This is a genomic window from Mycolicibacterium sp. HS_4_1 (assembly GCF_054515875.1).
Genome location: NZ_CM137261.1, coordinates 205323 through 226898, shown reverse-complemented (window position 1 = coordinate 226898; position 21576 = coordinate 205323). Strand labels below are relative to the sequence as shown.

Sequence of the window (21576 nt, the reverse complement as noted above, 5' to 3'; positions counted from 1 at the left end):
CCTACTGCGCCATCGCGGTCTCGACGACCGTCAGCTCCTCGGAAAGCCCTGCGGCACTGCGGATTTTCTTGAAGTCCGCGATCATGCCGTCAGTGACCTCATGCGGGTCATCGGTGGTCACACCGTCGGCAAGCACCGAGATGTTGAGCTGGTCGACGTAGCTCCAGACGGTGATGTTCAGGCCGCTGCCCGCGGTGAGCGGGCCGACGGAGTAGATCTCGGTGACGGTCGCGCCGCCGACCTTGCCGCGTTCCCGCGGCCCCGGCACGTTGGAGATGTTCAGGTTCAGCACCTTGTTCTGGCCGTCCATGTTGGACAGCCGGCGGAACATCAACTCCATGGGCGCCGGCGGCATGTACGCGGTCCACCGGGCGACCAGTTCCGGGCCCACCAATTGGTGGCTCTCCTTGGCCAGCAATGCGGCCTCACGGGCCTGCTGGACCCGCTGCGAGGCGTCGTCCACGTCGACCGGCAACGCGATCAGCACACCGCTGAATCGGTTGCCGGAGATGCGATCCGGCGAGAAGTCGTAGCTCATCGGCACCGAGGCCAAGAGCGGGTGGTCGGCCTTGCCGTCATACTTCAGGAGCAGCTCACGCAGCGCGCCAGACGACATGGCCAACACCAGATCGTTGATGGTGACGCCCAGCTTCTTGCTGGTTTCCTTGACGTCCGCGAGCGCCAGAGTGGCTGTGGCAAAACGCCGCCCCGGGGTGAGCACGTGGTTCATGAAGCTCGGCGGCGGGGTGAACGGCCGGGTCAGTTCGGGCGACAGCTTGCGGCTGCTCTTGCGTACCCGCGCCATGCCGTCGGCGGTGTACTTCACCACGCCGGGAATGCGCGCGATCTGCCGCAGATGGTCGACGAACGCCGACCGGACCAGCTGGCCGCGGGACGGCGCCGGATCCGCCACGTACAGATCGTTGTCATGCTGCGGCGCCTCGGTGATGTCCATGCCGAGGGCCAGCAGGTTGGCCGAGGCCACGCCGTCGGCCAGCGCGTGATGAATCTTTCCGACCACGGCCACGCGCCCGTTGGCCAAACCTTCGACGAGGTACATCTCCCACAACGGCCGGCTGCGATCCAGTGGGGTACTTGCGATTTCGCCGATCGCCTCGTCGAGCTCCCGCCGGCCGCCCGGCGCTGCCACGCGCCACGGCCGCACGTGGTACTCGAGGTCGACTTCAGCGTGTTCGCGCCACATCGGGTGGTGGAACTTGAACGGGATGTCGACGAGCTGGTAGCCGAAAGGCTCCAGCTTGTACAGCCGTTCGCGGAGCACGCGGCGGAATTCGTCGATTCCGAAAGTGCGATCACCGAGGCCGGCGAGGTCGATGACGGCGATCTTGAGGGTGTGCATGTGCACGTTGGGCGTTTCCGAATACAGCAGGAACGCGTCCCACCCACTCAGTCGTTTCACTCGACCTCTCCTGCGCTTCGGTCAGACGCCTGCCGATCGAACGGTCTAGACGACCTCTTCGACACGCTGCTGGTTCTGGTTCCGGCGAACCTCGTCGAGGAACAACCCTATGGCAGTCGCCATGGACCCGGTGCGAGCACCGTCAGTCATGTCGAAACCGTGTCCGGCGCCGGGTAATTCGATATAACTGACGGTCGACTCCGACACCGTCCGCAGCTCGTGCACGAAGTCCCGCGCCTGGGCCACCGGGATGACGCTGTCGCCACTGCCGTGAATGACCAGGAACGGCGGCGCATCTCGATGCACGCGCGCGATCGGCGAAGCCTGCCGGTAGATCTCGGGATGCCTGTCGATGCGTCGCCGAACCACCACACGCTCCAGGAAGTCGACGAACTCCTCGCGCTCCTTGGTGGACCGGTCTTCCCAGTCGTACCGGCCATAGATGCCGACGACGGCGTCGACCGAGGTGTCGGCGCCCTCGGGCAGGTCGCCCTGCAGTTCCGGGTCGTTCGCGGTCAGGCCCGCCAGCGCGGCGAGGTGTCCACCCGCAGAGCCGCCCGAGATCGCGATGAAGTCGCGGTCGCCGCCGAACTTGTCGACGTTCGCCCGGGCCCACGCGATCGCGGTCTTGACGTCGGTGATGTGTTGCGGCCAACGGTGATTGGGCGCCACCCGGTAGTCGATGGACAGACAGACCCAGCCCCGCTCGGCCAGGTGGCTCATGAGGGCGTAGCCCTGCAGCAGCCGGCTGCCGTGTACCCAGGCCCCGCCGGGCAGATAGATCAGCACCGGCGCCGGCTCGCTCGGTAGGTCGTCGGCGCGCCAGACATCCAGCAGCTGCGACGGGCTGTCGCCGTAACGCACCGAGGTGCGGTGCACCTGGCGCCGGTGTTCCCGCGCCCGCCAGAACGGCGGCGTGCGCTCCGGGACCGGCCATTCGATGTCGAGTTCAGCCGGGGGCACGGCCCCGGTCAGCGCCGCCCGGATCACCTCGTTGGTGCAATCGCGCTCCGCTCGGCGGATCTCCGCGACGCTGGGCGTGAACAGCGCCTTGGAGGTCGACGCCCAGAAGCTGGGCACGTGCCGCATACCCCACAGCGTCATCGCGGTGGCCCCGCCGAGCGGCTCGAGGCTCTTGCCGATCACCGGCAGCGACGCGGCGGCTGTCGCCATCGCCAGCAGGTGATCGGCGGGCTTGGCTGCCATGAACCAACGGAGCCTGGTCGCAAGCGATGGGCTGTGATCGTGATGATCCGGTCGAGCCGTCATTTCGCGAGCGTACACCGGGCTGACCACGGAGTTTCGGGGCCACGGCAAGTTAGGGGTCACGGTTCGGCGACTACTGATTTGTGAGGTGAATCACAGCTGCTCAGGGCCTATTCGAAGTCGTACCGTCGTGCTTACAGTCAACCCATGGGCACCTCAGCGCTGGCGATCACCGACGACCACAACGACCTCGCGGACTCGGCCGGCGGACTGCTGCACCGACTCGGCAGCCGGGCCGCCGCCCGCGCCACGCTCGAGGGCGGCCCGTCGCATCCGGCCGGGTTCTGGACCGCCGCGGCCGATCTGGGCTGGCAGGGGCTGGCCATCCCCGAGGCCTACGGCGGCTCCGGATTCGGACTGCCCGAACTGGCGGTGGTGCTGGAGGTGCAGGGCCGCGAACTGTGCCCCGGGCCGTTCTTGCCGACCGTCGCCGCCGCCGTCGTCATCGACCGGTGCGCCACCGATCCGGTTCGTGCCCAGTTGCTGCCCGGGTTGGCCGACGGCAACACCACCGCGGCGCTCGGTTTGTCGGGCCATATCCACGTCAGCGGCCACACGGTGTTCGGTGTGAGCCCGACGGTGCTCGGCGCTCCCGATGCCGCACTACTGGTTCTCGTCGCCGGTGACGACGTGGTGATCGTCGACGCGAAAGCCCCCGGCGTCACCGTCACCGCGTTGGAGTCGGTGGACACCACCCGCAGCATCGGCTCCGTCAACCTGGACCAGGCCGAGGCGATAGCCGTCATCCGCGGCGCGGCCCCCAAGGCGCACACGGCTTTTCGCATTCTGTCCGCCGCCGAAGCGGTCGGGATCAGCTGGGCGGCGCTGGACATGGCGGTCGAGTACGCCAAGGTGCGCGAACAATTTGGCCGGACCATCGGCACGTTCCAGGCCGTCAAACACCACGCCGCCAACATGCTGGTGGCAGCCGAACTCACCACTGCGGCGGCGTGGGACGCCGCCCGCGCCGACGATCTCGACGACGCCTGGTTCGGCGCGGCCGTGGCCGCCACCCAGGCGATCCACAGCCAGGTCTTCAACGCCGAGAACAACATTCAGCTGCACGGCGGCATCGGCTTCACGTGGGAACACGACGCGCACCTGTACCTGCGCCGCGCCCTGACGCTGGCCGCGCTGACCGGCGACGGCGCCGACCCGCTCGCCGACGTGGTCGACGGGCAGCGCACCGGCCGGGCGCATGGGGCGTCGTTCGCACTGCCGGAGGAGGCAGCCGAATACCGCACGGCTGCCCGCGACGCCGTCGCCACGTTGCAGTCCCTCGCCGAGGACAAGCGGCGAGACTTTCTTGTCGATTCCGGCTACCTCGTGCCGCACTGGCCCAAGCCGTGGGGCCGCGACGCGGGCGTGCTGGAGCAGCTGGCCATCGAGGAGGAGTTCCGCGCTCCAGGGGGCACGAGCGCAGCGAGCGGGGGGAAGAAGCCCGTGGACCGACCCGACCTGGGCATCACTGGCTGGGTGACCCTCACCATCGCGCAGGCCGGCACCGACGATCAACGTGAGCGCTGGGTCTACCCCGTCCTGCGCGGCGAGATCATGTGGTGCCAGCTGTTCTCCGAACCCGAGGCCGGTTCGGACGCGGCTGCCGTGCGCACCAGCGCCAAGAAAGTCGACGGCGGCTGGCTGGTCACGGGCCAGAAGGTGTGGACCAGCCTGGCACAGTACTGCCAGTGGGGCCTGGCCACCGTCCGCACCGATCCCGACGCCCCCAAGCACGCCGGCGTCACGATGATGGCGATCGACATGAAAGCGCCGGGCGTCACCGTCAACCCCCTCAAGGGACTGACAGGCACTGCCCACTTCAACGAGGTGTTCTTCGACGAGGTGTTCGTCCCCGACGCCGACGTCATCGGGGACGTCAACAAGGGCTGGCTGGTGGCGCGGGCGACGCTGGGCAACGAGCGGCTGTCCATCGGCGGCGGGTCCGGCGCGCAGTCGGGCTTCAGCGCCGACGATCTGATCGCGCTGCTGGACGCTGCCCCACCGGAGGTGGCCGCCGGGCTGCGCGACCGGGCCGGCGCGGTGATCGCCGAGGGGCATACCCTGCGGCTGCTGAACCTGCGCCGGATCAGCCGGGCCATCGCGGGCACCGGGCCGGGCCCCGAGGGCAATGTCACAAAACTCGTGGTGGCCGAGCAGGGGCAGCGCCAGACCGAACTGGGGATGAAGCTGGCCGGCCCCGCGGCCGTGACCGGGCAAACTCCGGCGCTCACCCAGGCCTACCTGGGCTACCGCGCCATGACCATCGCCGGCGGCACTTCGGAGATCACCCGGAACACCATCGCCGAACGGATTCTCGGACTGCCTCGCGACCCTTTGCTCAAGTAGGTCACCACGCATCACGAGTCGGCCCCGACTTGGTAGAAATCGAGGCGCCAAACTGCGTCGATCGGTCGGATATGTCACGCTATGGACCGATGAATCTGCTATCGGTCACGTTTTGGGCGTCGCGCCGCGCTTTGCTAGCGGCTTTGCTGTGCGCCCAGTTGATCGCTGGGTTGGTCGCCGTTACGGCGGTCGGCCCCTCTGCCGGCAGCACAACCGACGACGACCACACCGACACCGTCTTCCGCAGTGCCCATGCCGGCAGCTGCCTGACCTGGCAACCTGAGCCTCCCCAACGGCCCACATTCGTGCAGTGCAACAGCCCGCACCTGTTCGAGGTCGTCAACTCCTTGAGCGGTGATGCAGGCGACGCCGACATCGAAACCTGCGCAGTGTCGGGGCGCCGCTACCTCGGACCGCACTACGACCCGAACGGCCGGTTCGCGTACGGCCTGCTGCGATCGGTCGATGCCGGGTCCGGTCCCCGACTGTCACTGTGCGGATTGCAGCTGCCGGGCCCGAACGGCCAACAGCTGCCGTTCCGCGGGCTGGTCGCCGAACAGGATCAGTCGCGCGTCTGGCCGCCCGGCACCTGTTTGGGTGCCGACATGAAGGGCGGGCAGGCGGGCCTCGTGCCGGTGGACTGCGCCGAGCCACATTCGGTCGAGGCTGTCGGCCCCATCGACCTCAGCGCGCACTTCCACGACGGCCCGGCGCCGTCGGACGCCGAGCAGGAAGCGGTGCTGCGGCCGGCCTGCATGACGATGACCACCGCGTACCTGGCGCCAAAGACGTTGTACGCCAGCGACCTGACCCTGAATTACCGGCCCATCGGCCCGTCCAGCTGGTCCGCCGGCAGCCACCAGGCACTGTGCGCACTGGCCTCGCGGACGCCCGGCCCGCTGACCGGCAGCGTGAAGTCCCCGGGCGCTGCGTCCGCGGTGCCCGCTGCCGTGACCCCGCGCCCCGTGGCACTGCCGAGTCCCGTCACGACGGCCACGACCGTCGCCCCGACGAGCAACGCCCCGACCACCGCCGCGGCTCCGGCGGCAGCCCCGAGTGCCGCGTCGGCGTCCTCATCGTCATCGGCGTCCTCATCGTCATCGGTGTCGTCATCACCCGCGTCGTCATCACCCGCGTCGGTGGCCCAAACATCCGAAGCGCCAAGCTCTTCCGCCACCGACACCACGGTGCCACCGGCCGCACCGGCCTCACCGGTCGACAACCCCGCGCACGTACCGCAGGCTCCCCCAGCCGAGCCGGCACCGCCCGCCGACCCGGCCGGGCCGTCGCATGTGCTCGAGATCCCGGGCATGGCCCCGATTACCTTCCCCTGGGCGCCGCCGCCGCTGTAACCCCCTCGCCGAACGTGAACTTGATCGCGAAAAATCGGCGAAAAGTCGCCATCTTCTTCACGTTCGGCGGCTAACGGACCGCAGCCTCCAGGTCCGTCAGCGAGTCCTCGAGGTGGCCGAGGAGCCGCTGCAGGTGCGGCACGCTGTGCCGGCAGCCGACCAGCCCGAAGTCGAGGTTGCCGCCATTGTTGACCAGCGTGATGTTCAGCGCCTGGCCATCCAGAGCGATGGACAGCGGGTAGTTGCCGTCGAGGCGAGCGCCCTTCCAGTACATCGGCACCCGGGGGCCCGGCACGTTCGAGATGACGATGTTGAACGGCGGCGGGGTGGCGTCGACGAAGCCGGGTACGGTGGACAGCGCGATCGGCGACAGCAAAAGCGCTGACAGGGCCATGGACTCCGTCTTCGACAGCCCGGCGAACACCTGCTTGTTGCCGCGCATCGAATCGGAGATGGTCTGCAACCGCGTCGCCGGGTCCTTGACGTCGGTGGCCAGGTTGCACAGGATCGCGCCGACCTGGTTGCCACCCGCATCGGCGTCAGCCTCGGACCGCAGGCTCACCGGGACCATCGCGATCAGCGGCGCGTCGGGCAGGGCGCTGTGCTCGAGCAGGTAGGCGCGTAGCGCCCCGGAGCACATGGCGAGCACGACGTCGTTGACCGTGACGGCGCCGGCGGCCTGCTTGACGGCCTTGATGCGGTCGATCGACCAGGACTGCGCCGCCACCCGTCGGGCACCGCCGATCTTGACGTTGAACATGGTCTTCGGCGCGCTGAACGTCCTGGTCAGGTTCTGCTCCAGTAGGGCCGCGCGCGCCACCCGAAACGTCGACGGTGCGAGACCGGCTGCCGCGCCCACCGTCTCCAACGCCGAGCCCACCAACGACGAGCTCTTCTTCGGCGTGCGCTTGCGCGACGGCAGATCCCACGGCACCCGCACCGCCAGCTCGGCCGGGTCATCGGACAGCGTGCGCATCGCCATCCGCAACGCGGACACCCCGTCGAGCAGCGCGTGGTGAGCCTTCGAATAGACCGCGAACCGGCCGTCCTCCAGACCTTCCACCAGGTAGGTCTCCCACAACGGACGGTGCCGGTCCAGCAGGGTGGTGTGCAGCCGAGAGGTCAGCTCCAGCAGCTCGCGAATCCGGCCCGGGGAGGGCAGCGCCGAGCGGCGCACGTGGTATTCGGCGTCGACTTCGTCGTCATAGGCCCAACCGAAGCTGGCGATGCCGCCGAGAAACCGCGCCGGGCGTTTGCGGTAGGTGGGGTTGAAGTTGGTGTGCGCCAACATGTCCCGGTACAGGTCGGGCACGAATTCCGGGCCCGCCCCCTCTGGCGGGGTGAAGAGCTGCAGGCCGCCCACGTGCATCGGATGCTCGCGCGATTCGCCGAGCAGGAACAAGGCATCGGTCGGCGACATGATCTCCACCCGCCAAGTAAACGCGATTGGGCGGGCGGTGACCAGGTTGTCGCGTCAGGGCTGGCGTTCTCCCGGTGGTGGCGGGTTGGCGACCACCGGGAACTGCCCGGTGAAGCCCTGGCGCTGCTTGGCGATCGCGTACACCCGGCCGCGCGCGACGAACCAGCCGATGATGAGCGCCGGAATGATCAGCAGCAGCGTCGCCACCGTCCAGGTGCCCACCGGTTTGTCGAACGCCATCAGCACCAGCACCCCGGCCAGGAAGGCCAGCGTCAGGTACCCGGTGTACGGCGCCCCCCACATCCGGAATGCGGGCCGCTCCATCTCGCCGCGCTGGGACCACCGGAACAGCTGCAGCTGGCAGATGACGATGGTGGCCCACGACGCGATGATGCCGAGCGCGGCCATGTTCAGCACGATCTCGAACGCCTGGGCCGGCACCACACCGTTGAGCACGACGCCGAGCAGGCCGATGCTGGCCGTCAAACAGATACCGCCATACGGCACACCACGTTTCGACATGACGCCGGTGAACTTCGGCGCGCTGCCGTTCATCGCCATGGAGCGCAGGATGCGGCCGGTGGAGTACAGGCCCGCGTTGAGGCTGGAGAACGCCGCGGTGAGCACGACGACGTTCATGACGGTTCCGGCGCCAGCGAAGCCGATCTTCGAGAAGAACGTGACAAACGGGCTCTCGCCGGCCTTGTAGGAAGTGTACGGCAGCAGCAGCCCGAGTAGGACCAAGGACCCGACGTAGAACAGCGCGATGCGGAAGATCACCGAGTTGATGGCCCGCGGCATGATCTTGTGCGGTTCGGCCGTCTCACCCGCCGCGGTGCCGACGAGTTCGACTGCGGCGTAAGCGAAGACAACGCCTGAGGTCACCACGACCAGGGGCAGCACGCCGCTCGGGAACAAGCCGCCGGTGTTGGCGATGACACTGGCACCGGTGGTCTGCCCGTCGATCTTGAAGCGGCCGACCAGGAACACGGTACCGACCACCAGGAACGTCACCAGCGCAACGACTTTGATCAAGGCGGCCCAGAATTCGAGCTCGCCGAACAACGTCACCGAGATCAGGTTCATGCCCATCACGATGGCCAGTGCGATGAGCGCGATCAGCCACTGCGGGATGGCGCCGAAGGCCGACCAGTAGTGGAAGTACGTGGCGATGGCAGTCGAGTCGACGATCGAGGTCATGGCCCAGTTGAGGAAGTACATCCAGCCGGCGACGTAAGCGGCTTTCTCGCCGAGGAATTCGCGCGCGTACGACACAAAGGATCCCGACGACGGCCGGTGCAGCACCAGTTCCCCGAGCGCCCGCAGGATGAGGAAGACGAAACCGCCGCACACGAGGTAGACGAGGAACAGGCCCGGCCCGGCGTTGTGGAGCCGGCCACCGGCGCCGAGGAACAGGCCGGTGCCGATGGCGCCGCCGATCGCGATCATCTGCAGCTGGCGCGGTTTGAGGGTGTGGTGGTAGCCCGCGTCTTCGGCCGTCAGACCGGGTGGCTCGACATGCGTATGCGGCGTGGAAGTCATAGCGTTTCAGTGAACACTGATGCGCAGTTTCGCGCAGGGCAACCAGTTTCCTGTGTGTGAACGCGCCGGTGCGGCCTGGTTCAGTAATGTCGGTCACATGCCGGGCCGCTCCCAGACAGTCGACTTCCACCCCGAGCTGGCGCGCGCCGCGCGGTTCATGCCACGCAACCCGGTCACGCCGTGGAACATCCGGGCTGTTCGCTGGCTCACCCACCTGCAGGAACGCCGCACCCCCGAGGGCGTCGAGGTGCTGACGCTGCCGTCGGGCGTCGGGATCCGCCTGCACCGTCCACAGGCCGGAACCGGCCACGGCGGCGCACTGCTGTGGATCCACGGCGGCGGCTACCTCATCGGCAGCCCGGCGCAGGACGACGCGTTGTGCCGGCGTTTCGCCGACGAACTGGGCATCACGGTGGCCGCGGTGAAATACCGGTTGGCACCTGACAATCCGTATCCGGCCGGGCTCGAGGACTGCTACACCGCGCTGCGCTGGCTGGTCGAGCTGCCTGCCGTGGATCCGGCGCGAGTGGCCGTCGGCGGTGCGAGCGCAGGCGGCGGACTGACCGCAGCACTGGCCCAGCTGGCCTATGACCGCGGGGAGATTCCCCTGGCGGCACAACTGTTGGTGTACCCCATGATCGACGACCGGTCGGGCAGCCGGCCCGGGTTGGACCATCCGGGCCACCGGTTGTGGACCCAGAAGTCGAACCGCTTCGGCTGGCGTGCGTACCTCGGTGGCGCGGATCCCACGGTGGCCGTCCCCGCCCGGCGCACTGATCTGTCCGGCCTGCCGCCGGCCTGGGTCGGAGTCGGGACCTTCGACGTCTTCCACGACGAGGACGTCGACTACGCCGAGCGCTTGCGTGCCGCGGGCGTCCCGTGCGAGCTGGAAGTGGTGCCGGGTGCGTACCACGGCTTCGACGGCGTCGCCGCCAAGACCCAGGTGGCCCGCGACTTCTTTGCCAGTCAGATGGAGTTCCTGCGGCCGCGGCTGACCCCAGCCGCCATCGGCTAGGCCCGTCGGCTAACTCCTCGGCCCCTCGGGGCCACCACACGGCCGCCGCAACCCCGGTGCGGCACTGCCGATCCCGCGCCGCGGTCCCGGCCTGAACGTGATCTTCGTTACTTAGCTTAATCTATCTAACTATTATTTACGCAGGTCAAACCCGCTTTTCAAGAAATTAGCCCATCAAATAAACGCTTGCGGGGAAGCATTTCGGGGCGCATGGTTGTTGAACAGACCAACGACCAACTCGGTCTGATCTTCGCCAGAGAAGAGGCACGGCAATGACCACCCTGACCCATCAGACGTCTGAAAACATCGGCCCCCTGCGGCAGCTGTTCCGGCGTTCCACCGCTGCGGTGGTGCTGACGGCGGCAGGTTTGGGCGTGGCTGGATACATGGCCCTCGGCATGCTGCAGGACAAGCCGGCCGACCCGGTGCTGCCGGCGTTCTCCGCGGTGCCGGTTCCGTCGGCTCCGGACATGGACAAGCTGCAGAACCTGGGCCAGCTCGCCGCCATCGTGCAGAGCCAGCCGGCGCCGCAGGCACAACCGGCCCGCTAGGCCCCGACAAACCGATCTGAGCCCGAGCCGCCCTCGAATGCGAGGGCGGCTCAGTTCTTTTCGTGGCTATTGAGTGGCGTGCGCCTTGCCGACCGGCGTGCGGTTGGCCAGGTTCTTGGCCACCTCTTCGTGCCACAGGTCGTTGGCATGAGTGGTGTCGACTTCCTGCTCGAACCGGGCGACCATGTCCGGCTTGATATCGGCAACGTCAACGTAGAACTGCTCGTACCAGCGGCGATGCTGGTAGACCGGACCGTCTTCCTCGGTCAGCAGCGGATTCTCGATGCGGGTCTTGTTCTTCCAGATCTCGACGTCTTCCATGAAGCCGTCACCGAAGCTGCGGCTCAGCGTCGCCGCCAGCTTGGCGGTCTTCTCGGCCGGCAGGGCCGGGTTGTGCTGCACCGCGACCCCCCACTGCAGCACGAACGAATCATGAGTGACCGGGTAGTGGCAGTTGATCAGCGCGATCTCCACCGTGAAGTCCGGAGCAAGGTCGTTGTGCAACCAGTTGATCATGTACGCCGGCCCGAAATACGTAGCCTCCGACCGCAGGTAGGTACCGTCCCACAGCTCGCGCGTCGCGTAATCCGGCCGCGGCTTGGACTCCATGAACTGACTGGCGGTATGGCCCTCGATGACGTTCTTGAAGTACGTCGGGTAGGCGTGGTGGATGTAGAAGAAATGCGCCATGTCGACGTTGTTGTCGACGATCTCGCGGCAGTGCGATCCCTCGATCAGCAGCGAGTTCCACTGCCACGGCGACCACTGACCCTCCTCATAGCCCTCGATGGTCGGCGGCGTCAGCTCTGGCCCCGGCGTCGAGCCCTCGGGGTCGTGCCAAACCAGCAGCTGCCCGTTGACCTCGGTGGTCTGCCAGGCGCGGGTGCGGGCCAGCCTCGGGGTGCGCTTGGCGTAGGGCACCAGCTGGCACTTGCCGTCGCCGCCCCAGCGCCAGTCGTGGAACGGGCACGCGACCGCGTCACCCTTGATGGTGCCCTGGGACAGGTCACCACCCATGTGGCGGCAGTAGCCATCCAGGATTTTCAGGTCGCCCTTCGAGTCCGCGAACACCACCAACTTGGTGCCGAATGCCTGTACCGAATGCGGCGTGCCGTCGCGGAACGACTCGGCCAGCCCGATGCAATGCCAGCCGCGCGCGAACCGGGTCATCTCGACACCCGCGTCGATATGCCGGACTCCAACGGCCTCAGTCTCGGTCATGTTGTGTCCCTTCCGAATTCGCCGAGCCCTGGAGTAACCAGGATTCTTACGAAGCCTCTCGTTTGACCATATCGAGCACGGCCAGGTGAGAGAAGACCATGCTGGTGCCGATCGGGTTGCCGCCGCCCGGGTAGGCGTAGCCGCTCGGCGCGGCCATGGTGTTGCCCGCCGCGTACAACCCGGCGATCGGGTTGCCGGCGGTGTCGAGCACCTGGCCGGTGGTGTCGGTGCGCAAGCCGCCCTTGGTGCCCAGGTCGGAGATGCCGAACTTGGCCGCGTGGAACGGCGCCTTGTCGATCCGGACCATCGGGCAGGCACCCCCGGAGAAGGCGCGGTCGTAGGCCTCGTCGCCGCGGCCGAAGTCCGGGTCGGAGCCGGCGTCGGCGTATTCGTTGAACTGCTTGACCGTTGCGGCCAGCTGGCCGGCGGGAACGCCGATCTTGGCGGCCAGGTCCTCCAGGGTGTCGGCGGTGTGCCACAGCCCGGCGTCGACATACTTCTCGGTCTCCACCATGGACACGTTGGTCGCCTTGATCGGAGGGACTCCGTGATCGGCGTCGTCGTAGATCATCCAGAACGGCAGCGTCATCTCACCCTTGGCCATCCGGTCCACGACGACACGGCCGATGCGGTCGTACGCCGCGGACTCGTTGACAAACCGCTTGCCGTCCTGGTCGACGAAGATGCCACCGGTGAACCACAGTGCGAACGCGCTGCGGCCGTCCGGGTGGGTCAGACCGGGCGACCACCAGGCCTGCTCCATCAGGTCGGTGTCGGCGCCGACGGCTATGCCGGCTTCATGCGCCTGACCCAGATTTCCCCAGGGCCCCATGGTGTCTCGCGCCTCGCCGGGCACGCCGTACTTCTGGCGCAGCTCGTCGTTGCCCTCGAAGCCGCCGGCCGCGAGCAGCACACCCTTGCGCGCCTTGATGGCCTTACGGACCCCGCCGCTCTCGACGACGGCACCCACGACGGCACCGTCCTCGGTGACCAGTTCGACGAGCGCCGTGTTGAGCTGCGTTGTGGCCGAAGGGTATTGCTTCAGTGCCACCAGGAACCGCGCGATCAGCGCCCGGCCGCCGATGAAATAGTCGCCGGGTTGCGGAACGCCGAGCCGGTCGTTGTCGAGCGGGCCCCGCACCAATTCCTTGAACTCAGGGGCTTTTTCGACCTTCAGCGGACGGGCGGCGACGTGCCGCTGACCGTCCAACCGGGCCTTGGGCATCTTCCCGAAGTAGTCGGGCCAGGGCAGCATGTCGAACTTGATGTTGGGATCGGCTTCCAGGTACTCCATCAGCGGAGCCCCGCTGCGGACGTAGGTGTCCTGCAGTTCGCGCGGCGTCCGGTCCCCGACGACGGCGTGGTAGTACTCCAGCGCATCCTCGATGGTGTCGTCGGTGCCGGCCCGCTGCAGCACGGGATTGCAGGGAAACCACACGCCGCCGCCGCCCGAGTAGGCGGTGGTGCCACCGAACTTGTCGGTGGCCTCGACCAGCAGTACCTCGAGTCCCTCGCGCGCGGCGGTGTAGGCACCGGTGACGCCACCGCCACCAGAGCCCGCCACCAGCACGTCAACCGTCGCGTCCCAGTCCGTCATGCCCAAAATCTCCCACCTGGTGTCAGAGGTACCGCTGTCGTCCGTACTGCGTGAACTCATCGTCCAACGCGCGCTTCGCATCGTCGGTCATGATTTGAAAGTCCGGCACCCTGTTTCCCACTGGGCGGCCCGCCCAGCGGTACACCAGTTCGTCGGTATGCCACTTGTCTGCCTGCAACTCGCGCTTGAGCACCTTGTTGGAGCCGGTGACCGGCAGCGACGCCGAGACCCGCAGGAACCGCGGCGTGCCCTTGCGGCCCAGGTCGTCCTGGTCGTTCAGGTACTTCACGAACGTGTCGACGTCGAACCGGATCGGATCGGCCACCTCGATGGCCGCCATCACCTGATCACCCGAGCGCGGGTCCGGCACCGCGTACACCCCGGCGGCGATGACCTCGGGGTGCCGCCGCAGCACGCGCTCGATGGACAGCGCCGAGGTGTTCTCGCCGTCGACCCGAATCCAATCCCCGCGGCGGCCGGCGAAGTAGATGAACCCGTTCTCATCGAGATAGCCGAGGTCGCCCGTCCAGTACCAGCCGTTCCGGATGCGGTCGGCGTCGGCGGCGTCGTTCTTGTAGTAACCCTCGAACTTCTTGGTGCCGAGCTTGTCGACGATCTCGCCGACTGCGTCGTCGGGATTGAGGATGCGGCCGTGCCGGTCCAAAACCGCTGGGACGCACTCGATCATAGTGTCGGGGGTGACGATCGCCACCCCGGGATGGGCTGGGCGGCCGAGCGCGCCCGCGGGCTGGTCGGGGTCGAGCACGACAACGCTGCCGCCCTCGCTCGAACCGTATCCCTCGAACAACTCCGCGCCGAAGCGGCGCTTGAAGTAGGCCTGGTCTTCCGGTGAGGCCTCGGTGCCGAACCCGCGGCGCAGCTGGTTGTCGGCGTCGTCCGGCAGCGCCGGGGTGGCCAGCAGGTAGCCGAGTGCCTTGCCCACGTAGGTGAAGAAGGTCGCGCCGAAGAAGCGGACATCAGGCAGGAATCCGGACGCCGAGAAGCTCGGGGTCAGGCACACCGTCGCGCCGACGGCCAGCGCGGGGGCCCACAGCGCCATGATGGCGTTGCCGTGGAACAGCGGCATGCAGCAGTAGTCGACATCGTCACGGACATGGTCGAACTTCTCCACCGCCGAGTAGGCGATCCAAGCCAGGCGACCCTGGCTGCACTTGACGGCCTTTGACGCGCCGGTGGTCCCGGACGTGAACAGCAGCAGCATCAGCGTTTCGGCGCCGACTCCGTCGGCCGCCGCGATTTGTGCACGATTCGGTCCGGTGAGCGCACCTTTTCGTGCACAAATCGCGGCGTGGTAGGCCGGGTCGTCGATGACCAGGATGCGCTCCGGCGTCAGGCCGAGGTCAAGGCCTGAAAGCCGTTCGCGCCCAGCCGAATCGGTGACGATCAGCTGGCAATCCGCATGTCGCACCTCGCCGGCCAGTTCTTGGTTGCCGCGCGTCGGGTTGATGCCGACGATCGTCGCCCCCGCCAGGGCGGCAGCCCCCAGCCAGAAGATGAAGTCGGGCACGTTGTCCAGCAGCACGCCGATGTGAAACGGACCGTCGTTGCGTAGCTCGGCGGCCAGCGCGCCGCGGGCCGCCGACTCACGGACCACCTCGTCCCACGTCCAGTCCTGGTCGCGGGTGCGCAGTCCCAGCCGCCCGTCGCCGAGGCGGTCGAGTAGCAGGGTCGCAACGTCTTGGCGCTGATCAGGCATGGGCTTCGGCGGCGACGCGCTTCTGGTCGAGGTACTTCTGCGGCAGGTCCTCGTCGCCGAGCTTGGTGACGCTGACCGGCCCCGTCTGGTAGGCGTCTTCACCCAGGATCAGGCCGTCGGCGTCGATGGACCAGTTGATGAGCTGACGGAACACCAGCAGGTAGTCGCCGGCCGGATCGTCGACCTCCACGCCGATGGCCCGCACCGCCGGCCCCGGGTAGATCATCTTCATCCAGCCTTCGGTCATGAGCAGATTGTCATCGACGGCCAGCCGATCGATCTCGAAAACGAGATGGTTGGCGCCGCTGGCGACGAACGCCTCGTAGTACGCGCGCACGCCCTCGGTGGTCTTGGGGCCCATGTCGGCGTTGGCGTACCAGAAGTGGTAGTCCGGGTTCGGCGCCAACGTGGCCATCAGGCGTTCCATGTCCGGCTCCGCTTCGGCCTTCATGTGCTCGAGGACGACGCCCAGCACCTGGCGGTGCCGCTCGTTGGTGGTGGCAGCAAGGCGTTCCTCCACCGGAGCCCAGGTTCTGGTGGGGTCGATGATGGCCATGCGGGTACTCCTCGAGTCGGTGCCTGAGCGTGACTGTTCAGCGCGTGAGGCAATCATCACGAACCCGACCGCCCTGGGTCATCCGACATACGTCGGCACATCCGCGCAAATTGTCCGACGACCGTCGGGCCCGGCGGGCGGCGGCACCGCGGAATGTGCAGCCAGAGCACCCGATCGCGAATATTGGCGGTCTAGCGGCACCCTCGCGGCCGGGTCAGTCCGCCAGCTCGGCCGACGACAGCGTGATCCGGCGGATCATCAGGACCAGAGTCGCCGAGAACCGGTCCAGCGGATCGTCCATATCCCAGCCCAGCTGCGATTCGATGTGCGCCAGCCGCGCCGCGACCGTGCTGTGGTGCACGTGCAGTTCCTCGGCGGTCCGCCGCAGGGACCCGAACACGCAGAACGCCTCCGCGGTCTCCACCTGCAGCCGGCCCGCGGGCGTCGCCGCGATCTCGTTGATCCGGGTCAGCGCGTGACTGCCTCGGGTGGCTTCGGGTGGCAGCTCGGCCAGCAGCTCCAGGGCGCTCAACCGCTCGTAGGCGACGGCGCGCCGGCCGAAGCCGGTCGACGACGCGAACCGCAATGCCCGCAGGGCCTGACCCCATGACGTGGGTGCGGCGAAGACTCCGCCGGCCGCCCCGAGGCCGACCCAGGGCCCGCGGTCGGCGCCTTCGGGCAGCGGCGCAGGGAACGCGGTGACGATGGCCTGGTCCAATTCGTCAGACAGGGTGCGGGAGTCGCTCCGGCCTTGGCACACGACGGCCGTCGCGGTGCCCAGGTCGGCGGTCCGTACCGACACCGAGGTCAGGGCGGACGTGATGACCCGCAAGGCTTCGGGCGACGACTGCGCGGACACCGCGAGCACCCGGACCTCGCGGGACTCGTCGAACCCCAGCAGCCTGATGGCCCGGGCCCGGTCCTCGGGGCGTTCGCGGCTCGACAGCACCACCTCAACCAGGGCCGGATCGCCGAAACTTGGCGGCACGCGGGCACTGACGGCTCCCAGCGTGTGCCGCACCCGGTCGCGCAGGACGCCGTCCAGCGGATGGGCTGGGGCATCACGCTCCAGCCACACCTCCGGCGCCGAACCGTCCCAACGCACCCGCACGGGACAACCAGCCACGGCCTGGGCCGCCGCCAGCACCGCGTCGACACCCGTGACGTCCAGGTCATCGAAGAAGCGGACCAGCCGCAGCACCGACTCCGGGTCGCTGCCCAGCTCGGACAACCGCAACGTGCTCACTCCGCCATTCTGGCAATGCTCAAAAAAGCAGGACGCTGAACCGCCAGTCCAGCACTTGCCGACCGGGGCCGTCGGCCTCGACTGCGAACACCAGCGACCGCAGATCCAGCGTGCCGCCGCGGCCCGACGGTGACCCGTGGGCCGTTTCGATATGCAGCTCGCTGTACAGGGTGTCGCCCTCATGGACGGGCCCGGTGTGGTCGCAGGATTCCCAGCCGAGGACGGTGACGATGTTCGGCAGTAGCCTCGTGGCCTGGGCCAGTGCCAGGCCGATGGTATGACCGCCGTACACCAGGCGGCTGCCGGCTATCCGCGAATCATGATGTGTTGCTGCGATATTGAGCGTCAGCCTGGCCAATTCCGGCGCGCTACTGACGACATCGGCAGTGCTGGTCAGCACGTGGCCGGCGAGCTCCGGATCGAAATTCGAGCCGGGCACCGCCGAGCGCCAGGCGTCGGCATTCCATTCCGCGGCCGGGTCCGGGAGGCCCCGAACCGCAGTGCCGATGGTGCTGAGGTCGTCGGCGTGGCCCGTATCTTCTGCGTCGTCGCGCAGCGGCAGCATGGCGCACCGGTGGAAGTCGAGTACCGTGCGGCCGTTCTGGTCGATGGTGATCATGCGCAGGGCGGCCAACCCCGTGCGCGGCCTTCCTGGTTTCGCTGAATTCTGTTTGAGTCCAACGACTTCAGTGCGCGTGGTGATGCTGTCGCCGATGTGCGGGAAGCGGTGGAAGCGCAGGCCGCGGTAGAAGAGATTCGCCTTGACCCGTTGCGTCGCCAGGGTGGACTGCCCGATCGCGACGTCGCACACGAGCGCTGGATGCGCCAGCGCCCGCGCCGATCCGGTAACGGCCGTGGACAATCCGGCGTCCAACGGCAGCCGCATGCGGTCGCCGAGGATCGCTTGATGCACCGCTGCCGCACCGCCGGTGAGCGTCATGGCCGGCGCCCAGTCGAAGACCTCGCCCACGCTGAGGTCCTCGAAAAATGGCCCGCCTGGCACCGTTTGACCGCGTGAAGTCACAGCGGGAATGCTGGCACCCACATCCGGCACCTGTCCATGAGACGGCACAGATGGATACCGAACCGAACCCTTGCCGATAAGTCGTGCGTCCCGGTAGCCCGCGTCAGACGGGGGAGGCCGCGTACTTCTCGATCAACGACTGCTTGTACAGCTTGCCCGTGTCAGTCCGTGGCAACTGCTCTTCGAACGAGATGGACCGCGGGCACTTGTAGTGCGTCAGCCGGTCCCGCAACCAGGCCAGCAGCTCTGCGCCGAATTCCTCCGTGCCGTCGGCCGGATCCACGGTCTGCACAACCGCTTTCACGCTCTGACCCATCTCGGCATCCGGAATGCCGAACACCGCGGCGTCCATCACCTTGGGGTGCGTGACGAGGACGTTCTCCGCTTCCTGCGGGTAGATGTTCACGCCGCCGCTGATGATCATGTGGTGCCGACGGTCGGTGAGGTAGAGGTAGCCGTCCTCGTCGAGGTAGCCGATGTCGCCGACGGTGGCCCAGCCGTGCTTATCCCTTGAGGCGGCGGTCTTTTCGGCGTCGTCCAGGTATTCGAACGTGTTGCCACCCTCGAAGTAGATTTCGCCGGGCACGCCCTGTGGCTGCTCGTTGCCCTCCTCGTCGAGGATGTGCAGGACGCCCAGCATCGGCTTGCCGACCGAACCGGGGTGCGTCAGCCAGTCCTCGGCGGTGATGAGGGTGGAACCGATGGCTTCGGACGACGCGTAATACTCGTCGACGATGGGCCCCCACCAGTCGATCATCTGCTTCTTGATCTCGACCGGGCACGGGGCTGCCGCGTGCATGACGCGCTTGAGCGACGACAGGTCGTACGAATCCCGCACCTCCTGAGGAAGTTTCAGCATCCGGGTGAACATGACGGGCACGAACTGGCCGTGGGTGATGCCGTAGCGCGCGATGGCGTCCAGACAGCCCTCGGCGTCAAACTTCTCCATCACGACGGTCGTGACGCCCTCGGCCTGAATTTGCATCGACCACACCGACGGCGCCGTGTGATACAGCGGCGCCGGGCTCAGGTAGACCGCGTCCTTGGGGAGCCAAAAGCTCATCAGCATCTTCATCAGGCCGGGCACCTCGGCCGGCGGCAGGTGCGTCAGCTCGCGCTTGATGCCCTTCGGACGGCCCGTCGTGCCCGACGAGTACTGCAGCAGGTCGCCTTCGATCTCGTCATCGATCGGGGTATCCGGATGGGCGGCAACGCATTCCGGGTAGGTATCCCAACCGGGCAGCGCACCGTCGGCGATCATCAGCAGCTTGGGCAGTCCGGCCGTGAGGTGTTCGGCCAGGCCCGCGCAGGTGTCACTCAGGGCCGCCGAGCCGATGACCGCGGTCGCTCCGCTGTTCTCGATGATGTACGCAGCCTCGGCCGGCGTCAGGTGGATGTTGATCGGCACGTAGTACAGACCGCTGCGCCGCGCGCCCCACATCGCGGCGTGCATGTGCTCGTTGTTCTCCATGAGGATGGCAACGACGTCGCCCTCGACCAATCCGTTGGCCCGGAAATGGTGCGCCAGGCGGTTCGCCCGGGCCTCCAGCTCGTCGAACGTCACGACCGTGCCGGACGGGTGCAAGATGACGGCCGGTTTTCCATTGCCCACGTGCTGGCGAATCTGCATGACGGCACTCTACGACAGGGAACTTGACACCTGTCAAGAGAGGCTGCCGAGTTACTACCGAGTCACTACCGACAATTCCCTGCCATCGAACCTCGCGCCGTCGTCGTCGCCGCCACGCAGCGGCGCCCGCAGCGTCGCGGCGACATGACGACGGTTGATGACCAGGCCCACGACTGTCAGCGCACCGTAGACACCGCACAGCACCAGCCGGCCGGTGGTGGAGGTGATCGGGAACTGCACCACGAACAGAGCCAGCAGCAGCCACGCCGTCGCCCGATGGAACCGCAGCGACAGGATCAGCGCGACGCCCATCATGGTCTGGGTGGCCGTCAGCAGCACTTCCTCGATCTGCCGGCCGTCGAGCACGAGCTCGGTTCCGCCGCCGCCGGCCAGGTAGGCGATGGGCAACGAGCCCATCAGCAGCGTCCACTGGTTGACCTTGGACGAGATGAGCGTCGCGATGGCCGCGGTGCTCTTGCCGCGCGCGGCGAAGATGGTCGCGATGATGAACTCCGGCGCCTCCGAGGCCAGCGGCGCCAGCCACTGCACCAGCAGGAAGCGGTCGATGCCCAGTTCGGCACCGGCGTCGATCAGGCTGTTCGCGAACGGCTCGGCGCACAACAGGATCACCGCACCGGACAGCAGGAACAGCGCCACGACCGTGATCCTGCGAGCCCGGTCCGGCAGCGCGCCGATGGCCGCGGCGGTGCCGACGAGGTCAGGCTCTTCAGCCTCACCGCGGGTGAGTTTGTAGAGGTAGAAGCCGAACCAGGCCAGCATCGCGACACCCAGCACCAAGTGGATGCGGCCGGTCGCCGGAATGATGAACGCGACGAGTCCGGCGATGAGCAGGAAGCCCAGCTCGACCCGGTTGCCCGGTTCGAGCGCCAGCACCCGTTTGCTGCTCTGGTCCGCCGACATCTTCTGCGCGACGTACAGCCCGACGATCACCACGATCGGCCAGCCGATACCCATGAGCAGCCGGTTGGAGCCGGTCATGTTGGCGGCGGCGTACTGGACGTATTCGGCGTTGTGGCCGGCGACGTAGGCGTAGTAGAGGTCGACGGCGTATTCGGGCAGCACCGCGATGAGGGCCAAGACGGCGATGGCGAGGCCACCGGACACGTCAACCTGCGCCGCTTCGGCGGCCCAGGCCAGCACGAAGCTGGCGGCGACGACGGCGGCACCGAAGGCCAGCAGCGAGACGACGGGGTTGGGGTGGATACCCGTGAGGCGCAGCGCCGCCGCCGGAGCGACGAACACCGCGGCCAGCAGCAGGGACCGCACAAGTGGCCGACGCGTGGTCGGTCCGGCTGATCGGGTGCTGGTCACGCTGGAGACGATAACCACCCAAAGTGGCGCCAGCAACTTAGCCGTAGCTACGAATTGGTTGCGACCGCGATACTGAATTTGCTGGTCAGAGTCATAAATATTTCAAGTTCGGGTACCCTAATTTGATTGTATGGCTAACCATGAACAGGCGCGGAGGGCCGACTACTGTACGTCGCGAGCGCCGAAAGCCGCCGCGAGTGCATCGAACTTCGCCGAGCCTGACCACCGGGCGATTTTCGACGCGGATTTCCGCAGCCAGGTCAGGCTCGAGCACCCCTCGCCGCGGGACGCTCTCGCAGATACACAAAACCCCCGATCTCCTGGGAGACGGGGGTTGTGTG

16 protein-coding genes are annotated in these 21576 nt (G+C 67.5%); 4 read left to right on the top strand and 12 right to left on the bottom strand.

What is annotated here, in order from left to right; translation table 11 throughout:
- Position 1: 1 nt before the first annotated feature.
- The gene (locus ACX12F_RS01000; protein WP_459367874.1) at positions 2 to 1420 is read right to left on the bottom strand and encodes a WS/DGAT/MGAT family O-acyltransferase; all 1419 of its coding nucleotides are present in this window, start codon (positions 1418 to 1420) and stop codon (positions 2 to 4) included.
- 45 nt (positions 1421 to 1465) lie between these two features.
- Complete coding sequence (locus ACX12F_RS00995; RefSeq protein ID WP_459367873.1) at positions 1466 to 2689, bottom strand: alpha/beta hydrolase fold domain-containing protein; 1224 nt, start codon at positions 2687 to 2689, stop codon at positions 1466 to 1468.
- A 144-nt stretch (positions 2690 to 2833) separates the two neighbouring features.
- Between ACX12F_RS00995 and ACX12F_RS00990 the strand changes: the two genes are divergently transcribed.
- Positions 2834 to 5032, top strand: a complete 2199-nt coding sequence (locus tag ACX12F_RS00990; protein ID WP_459367872.1) for an acyl-CoA dehydrogenase family protein — start codon at positions 2834 to 2836, stop codon at positions 5030 to 5032.
- An 89-nt stretch (positions 5033 to 5121) separates the two neighbouring features.
- The gene (locus ACX12F_RS00985; protein WP_459367871.1) at positions 5122 to 6384 is read left to right on the top strand and encodes a septum formation family protein; all 1263 of its coding nucleotides are present in this window, start codon (positions 5122 to 5124) and stop codon (positions 6382 to 6384) included.
- Positions 6385 to 6454: 70 nt separating this feature from the next.
- On the opposite strand, the gene ACX12F_RS00980 is transcribed toward ACX12F_RS00985, so the two are convergent.
- Together ACX12F_RS00980 and ACX12F_RS00975 are read right to left on the bottom strand one after the other, a co-directional pair.
- Positions 6455 to 7813, bottom strand: coding sequence for a WS/DGAT/MGAT family O-acyltransferase (locus ACX12F_RS00980; protein WP_459367870.1), 1359 nt, complete (start codon positions 7811 to 7813; stop codon positions 6455 to 6457).
- A gap of 45 nt (positions 7814 to 7858) precedes the next feature.
- A complete protein-coding gene (locus ACX12F_RS00975) occupies positions 7859 to 9346 on the bottom strand; it encodes an amino acid permease (protein ID WP_459367869.1) in 1488 nt (495 codons plus the stop codon).
- A 97-nt stretch (positions 9347 to 9443) separates the two neighbouring features.
- Here ACX12F_RS00975 and ACX12F_RS00970 point away from each other — a divergent pair, with 97 nt between their 5' ends.
- Both ACX12F_RS00970 and ACX12F_RS00965 read left to right on the top strand, forming a co-directional pair.
- Positions 9444 to 10361 (top strand): alpha/beta hydrolase, encoded by a 918-nt coding sequence (locus ACX12F_RS00970; protein ID WP_459367868.1) that lies wholly within the window; start codon positions 9444 to 9446, stop codon positions 10359 to 10361.
- Between the two features lie 272 nt (positions 10362 to 10633).
- The gene (locus ACX12F_RS00965) at positions 10634 to 10912 is read left to right on the top strand and encodes a hypothetical protein (RefSeq protein ID WP_459367867.1); all 279 of its coding nucleotides are present in this window, start codon (positions 10634 to 10636) and stop codon (positions 10910 to 10912) included.
- Positions 10913 to 10978: 66 nt separating this feature from the next.
- Here the strand turns inward: ACX12F_RS00965 and ACX12F_RS00960 are convergent, their stop codons facing one another.
- The 8 genes from ACX12F_RS00960 to ACX12F_RS00925 all read right to left on the bottom strand — a co-directional run bounded on the left by ACX12F_RS00960 (position 10979) and on the right by ACX12F_RS00925 (position 21235).
- Entirely contained in the window at positions 10979 to 12133 is a 1155-nt protein-coding gene (locus ACX12F_RS00960; RefSeq protein WP_459367866.1) for a 3-ketosteroid-9-alpha-monooxygenase, oxygenase component, read from the bottom strand.
- Between the two features lie 46 nt (positions 12134 to 12179).
- Positions 12180 to 13730 (bottom strand): FAD-binding protein, encoded by a 1551-nt coding sequence (locus tag ACX12F_RS00955; RefSeq protein ID WP_459367865.1) that lies wholly within the window; start codon positions 13728 to 13730, stop codon positions 12180 to 12182.
- A gap of 22 nt (positions 13731 to 13752) precedes the next feature.
- Positions 13753 to 15447: a steroid-22-oyl-CoA synthetase gene (casI, locus tag ACX12F_RS00950; protein ID WP_459367864.1), complete on the bottom strand. Its 1695-nt coding sequence runs from the start codon at positions 15445 to 15447 to the stop codon at positions 13753 to 13755.
- Positions 15440 to 16003 (bottom strand): nuclear transport factor 2 family protein, encoded by a 564-nt coding sequence (locus tag ACX12F_RS00945; RefSeq protein ID WP_459367863.1) that lies wholly within the window; start codon positions 16001 to 16003, stop codon positions 15440 to 15442. Before ACX12F_RS00945 ends, casI begins: the two co-directional genes overlap by 8 nt.
- A 214-nt stretch (positions 16004 to 16217) precedes the next feature.
- Positions 16218 to 17249, bottom strand: coding sequence for a PucR family transcriptional regulator (locus ACX12F_RS00940; protein WP_459367862.1), 1032 nt, complete (start codon positions 17247 to 17249; stop codon positions 16218 to 16220).
- 19 nt (positions 17250 to 17268) lie between these two features.
- Positions 17269 to 18282 (bottom strand): MaoC family dehydratase, encoded by a 1014-nt coding sequence (locus ACX12F_RS00935; protein WP_459370572.1) that lies wholly within the window; start codon positions 18280 to 18282, stop codon positions 17269 to 17271.
- Between the two features lie 94 nt (positions 18283 to 18376).
- Entirely contained in the window at positions 18377 to 19903 is a 1527-nt protein-coding gene (gene fadD4 / locus ACX12F_RS00930) for a fatty-acid--CoA ligase FadD4 (protein WP_459367861.1), read from the bottom strand.
- 54 nt (positions 19904 to 19957) lie between these two features.
- A complete protein-coding gene (locus ACX12F_RS00925; RefSeq protein WP_459367860.1) occupies positions 19958 to 21235 on the bottom strand; it encodes a calcium:cation antiporter family protein in 1278 nt (425 codons plus the stop codon).
- Between the last annotated feature and the right edge of the window lie 341 nt (positions 21236 to 21576).

Excerpts from the sequence above, each read along its gene's own strand:
- ACX12F_RS00990 (WP_459367872.1), top strand. The coding sequence starts at position 2,834 with ATGGGCACCTCAGCGCTGGCGATCACCGACGACCACAACGACCTCGCG.
- ACX12F_RS00995 (WP_459367873.1), bottom strand. The coding sequence starts at position 2,689 with ATGACGGCTCGACCGGATCATCACGATCACAGCCCATCGCTTGCGACC.
- ACX12F_RS00960 (WP_459367866.1), bottom strand. The coding sequence starts at position 12,133 with ATGACCGAGACTGAGGCCGTTGGAGTCCGGCATATCGACGCGGGTGTC.
- fadD4 (WP_459367861.1), bottom strand. The coding sequence starts at position 19,903 with ATGCAGATTCGCCAGCACGTGGGCAATGGAAAACCGGCCGTCATCTTG.
- ACX12F_RS00975 (WP_459367869.1), bottom strand. The coding sequence starts at position 9,346 with ATGACTTCCACGCCGCATACGCATGTCGAGCCACCCGGTCTGACGGCC.
- ACX12F_RS00970 (WP_459367868.1), top strand. The coding sequence starts at position 9,444 with ATGCCGGGCCGCTCCCAGACAGTCGACTTCCACCCCGAGCTGGCGCGC.
- ACX12F_RS00965 (WP_459367867.1), top strand. The coding sequence starts at position 10,634 with ATGACCACCCTGACCCATCAGACGTCTGAAAACATCGGCCCCCTGCGG.
- ACX12F_RS00955 (WP_459367865.1), bottom strand. The coding sequence starts at position 13,730 with ATGACGGACTGGGACGCGACGGTTGACGTGCTGGTGGCGGGCTCTGGT.
- ACX12F_RS00945 (WP_459367863.1), bottom strand. The coding sequence starts at position 16,003 with ATGGCCATCATCGACCCCACCAGAACCTGGGCTCCGGTGGAGGAACGC.
- ACX12F_RS00985 (WP_459367871.1), top strand. The coding sequence starts at position 5,122 with ATGAATCTGCTATCGGTCACGTTTTGGGCGTCGCGCCGCGCTTTGCTA.
- casI (WP_459367864.1), bottom strand. The coding sequence starts at position 15,447 with ATGCCTGATCAGCGCCAAGACGTTGCGACCCTGCTACTCGACCGCCTC.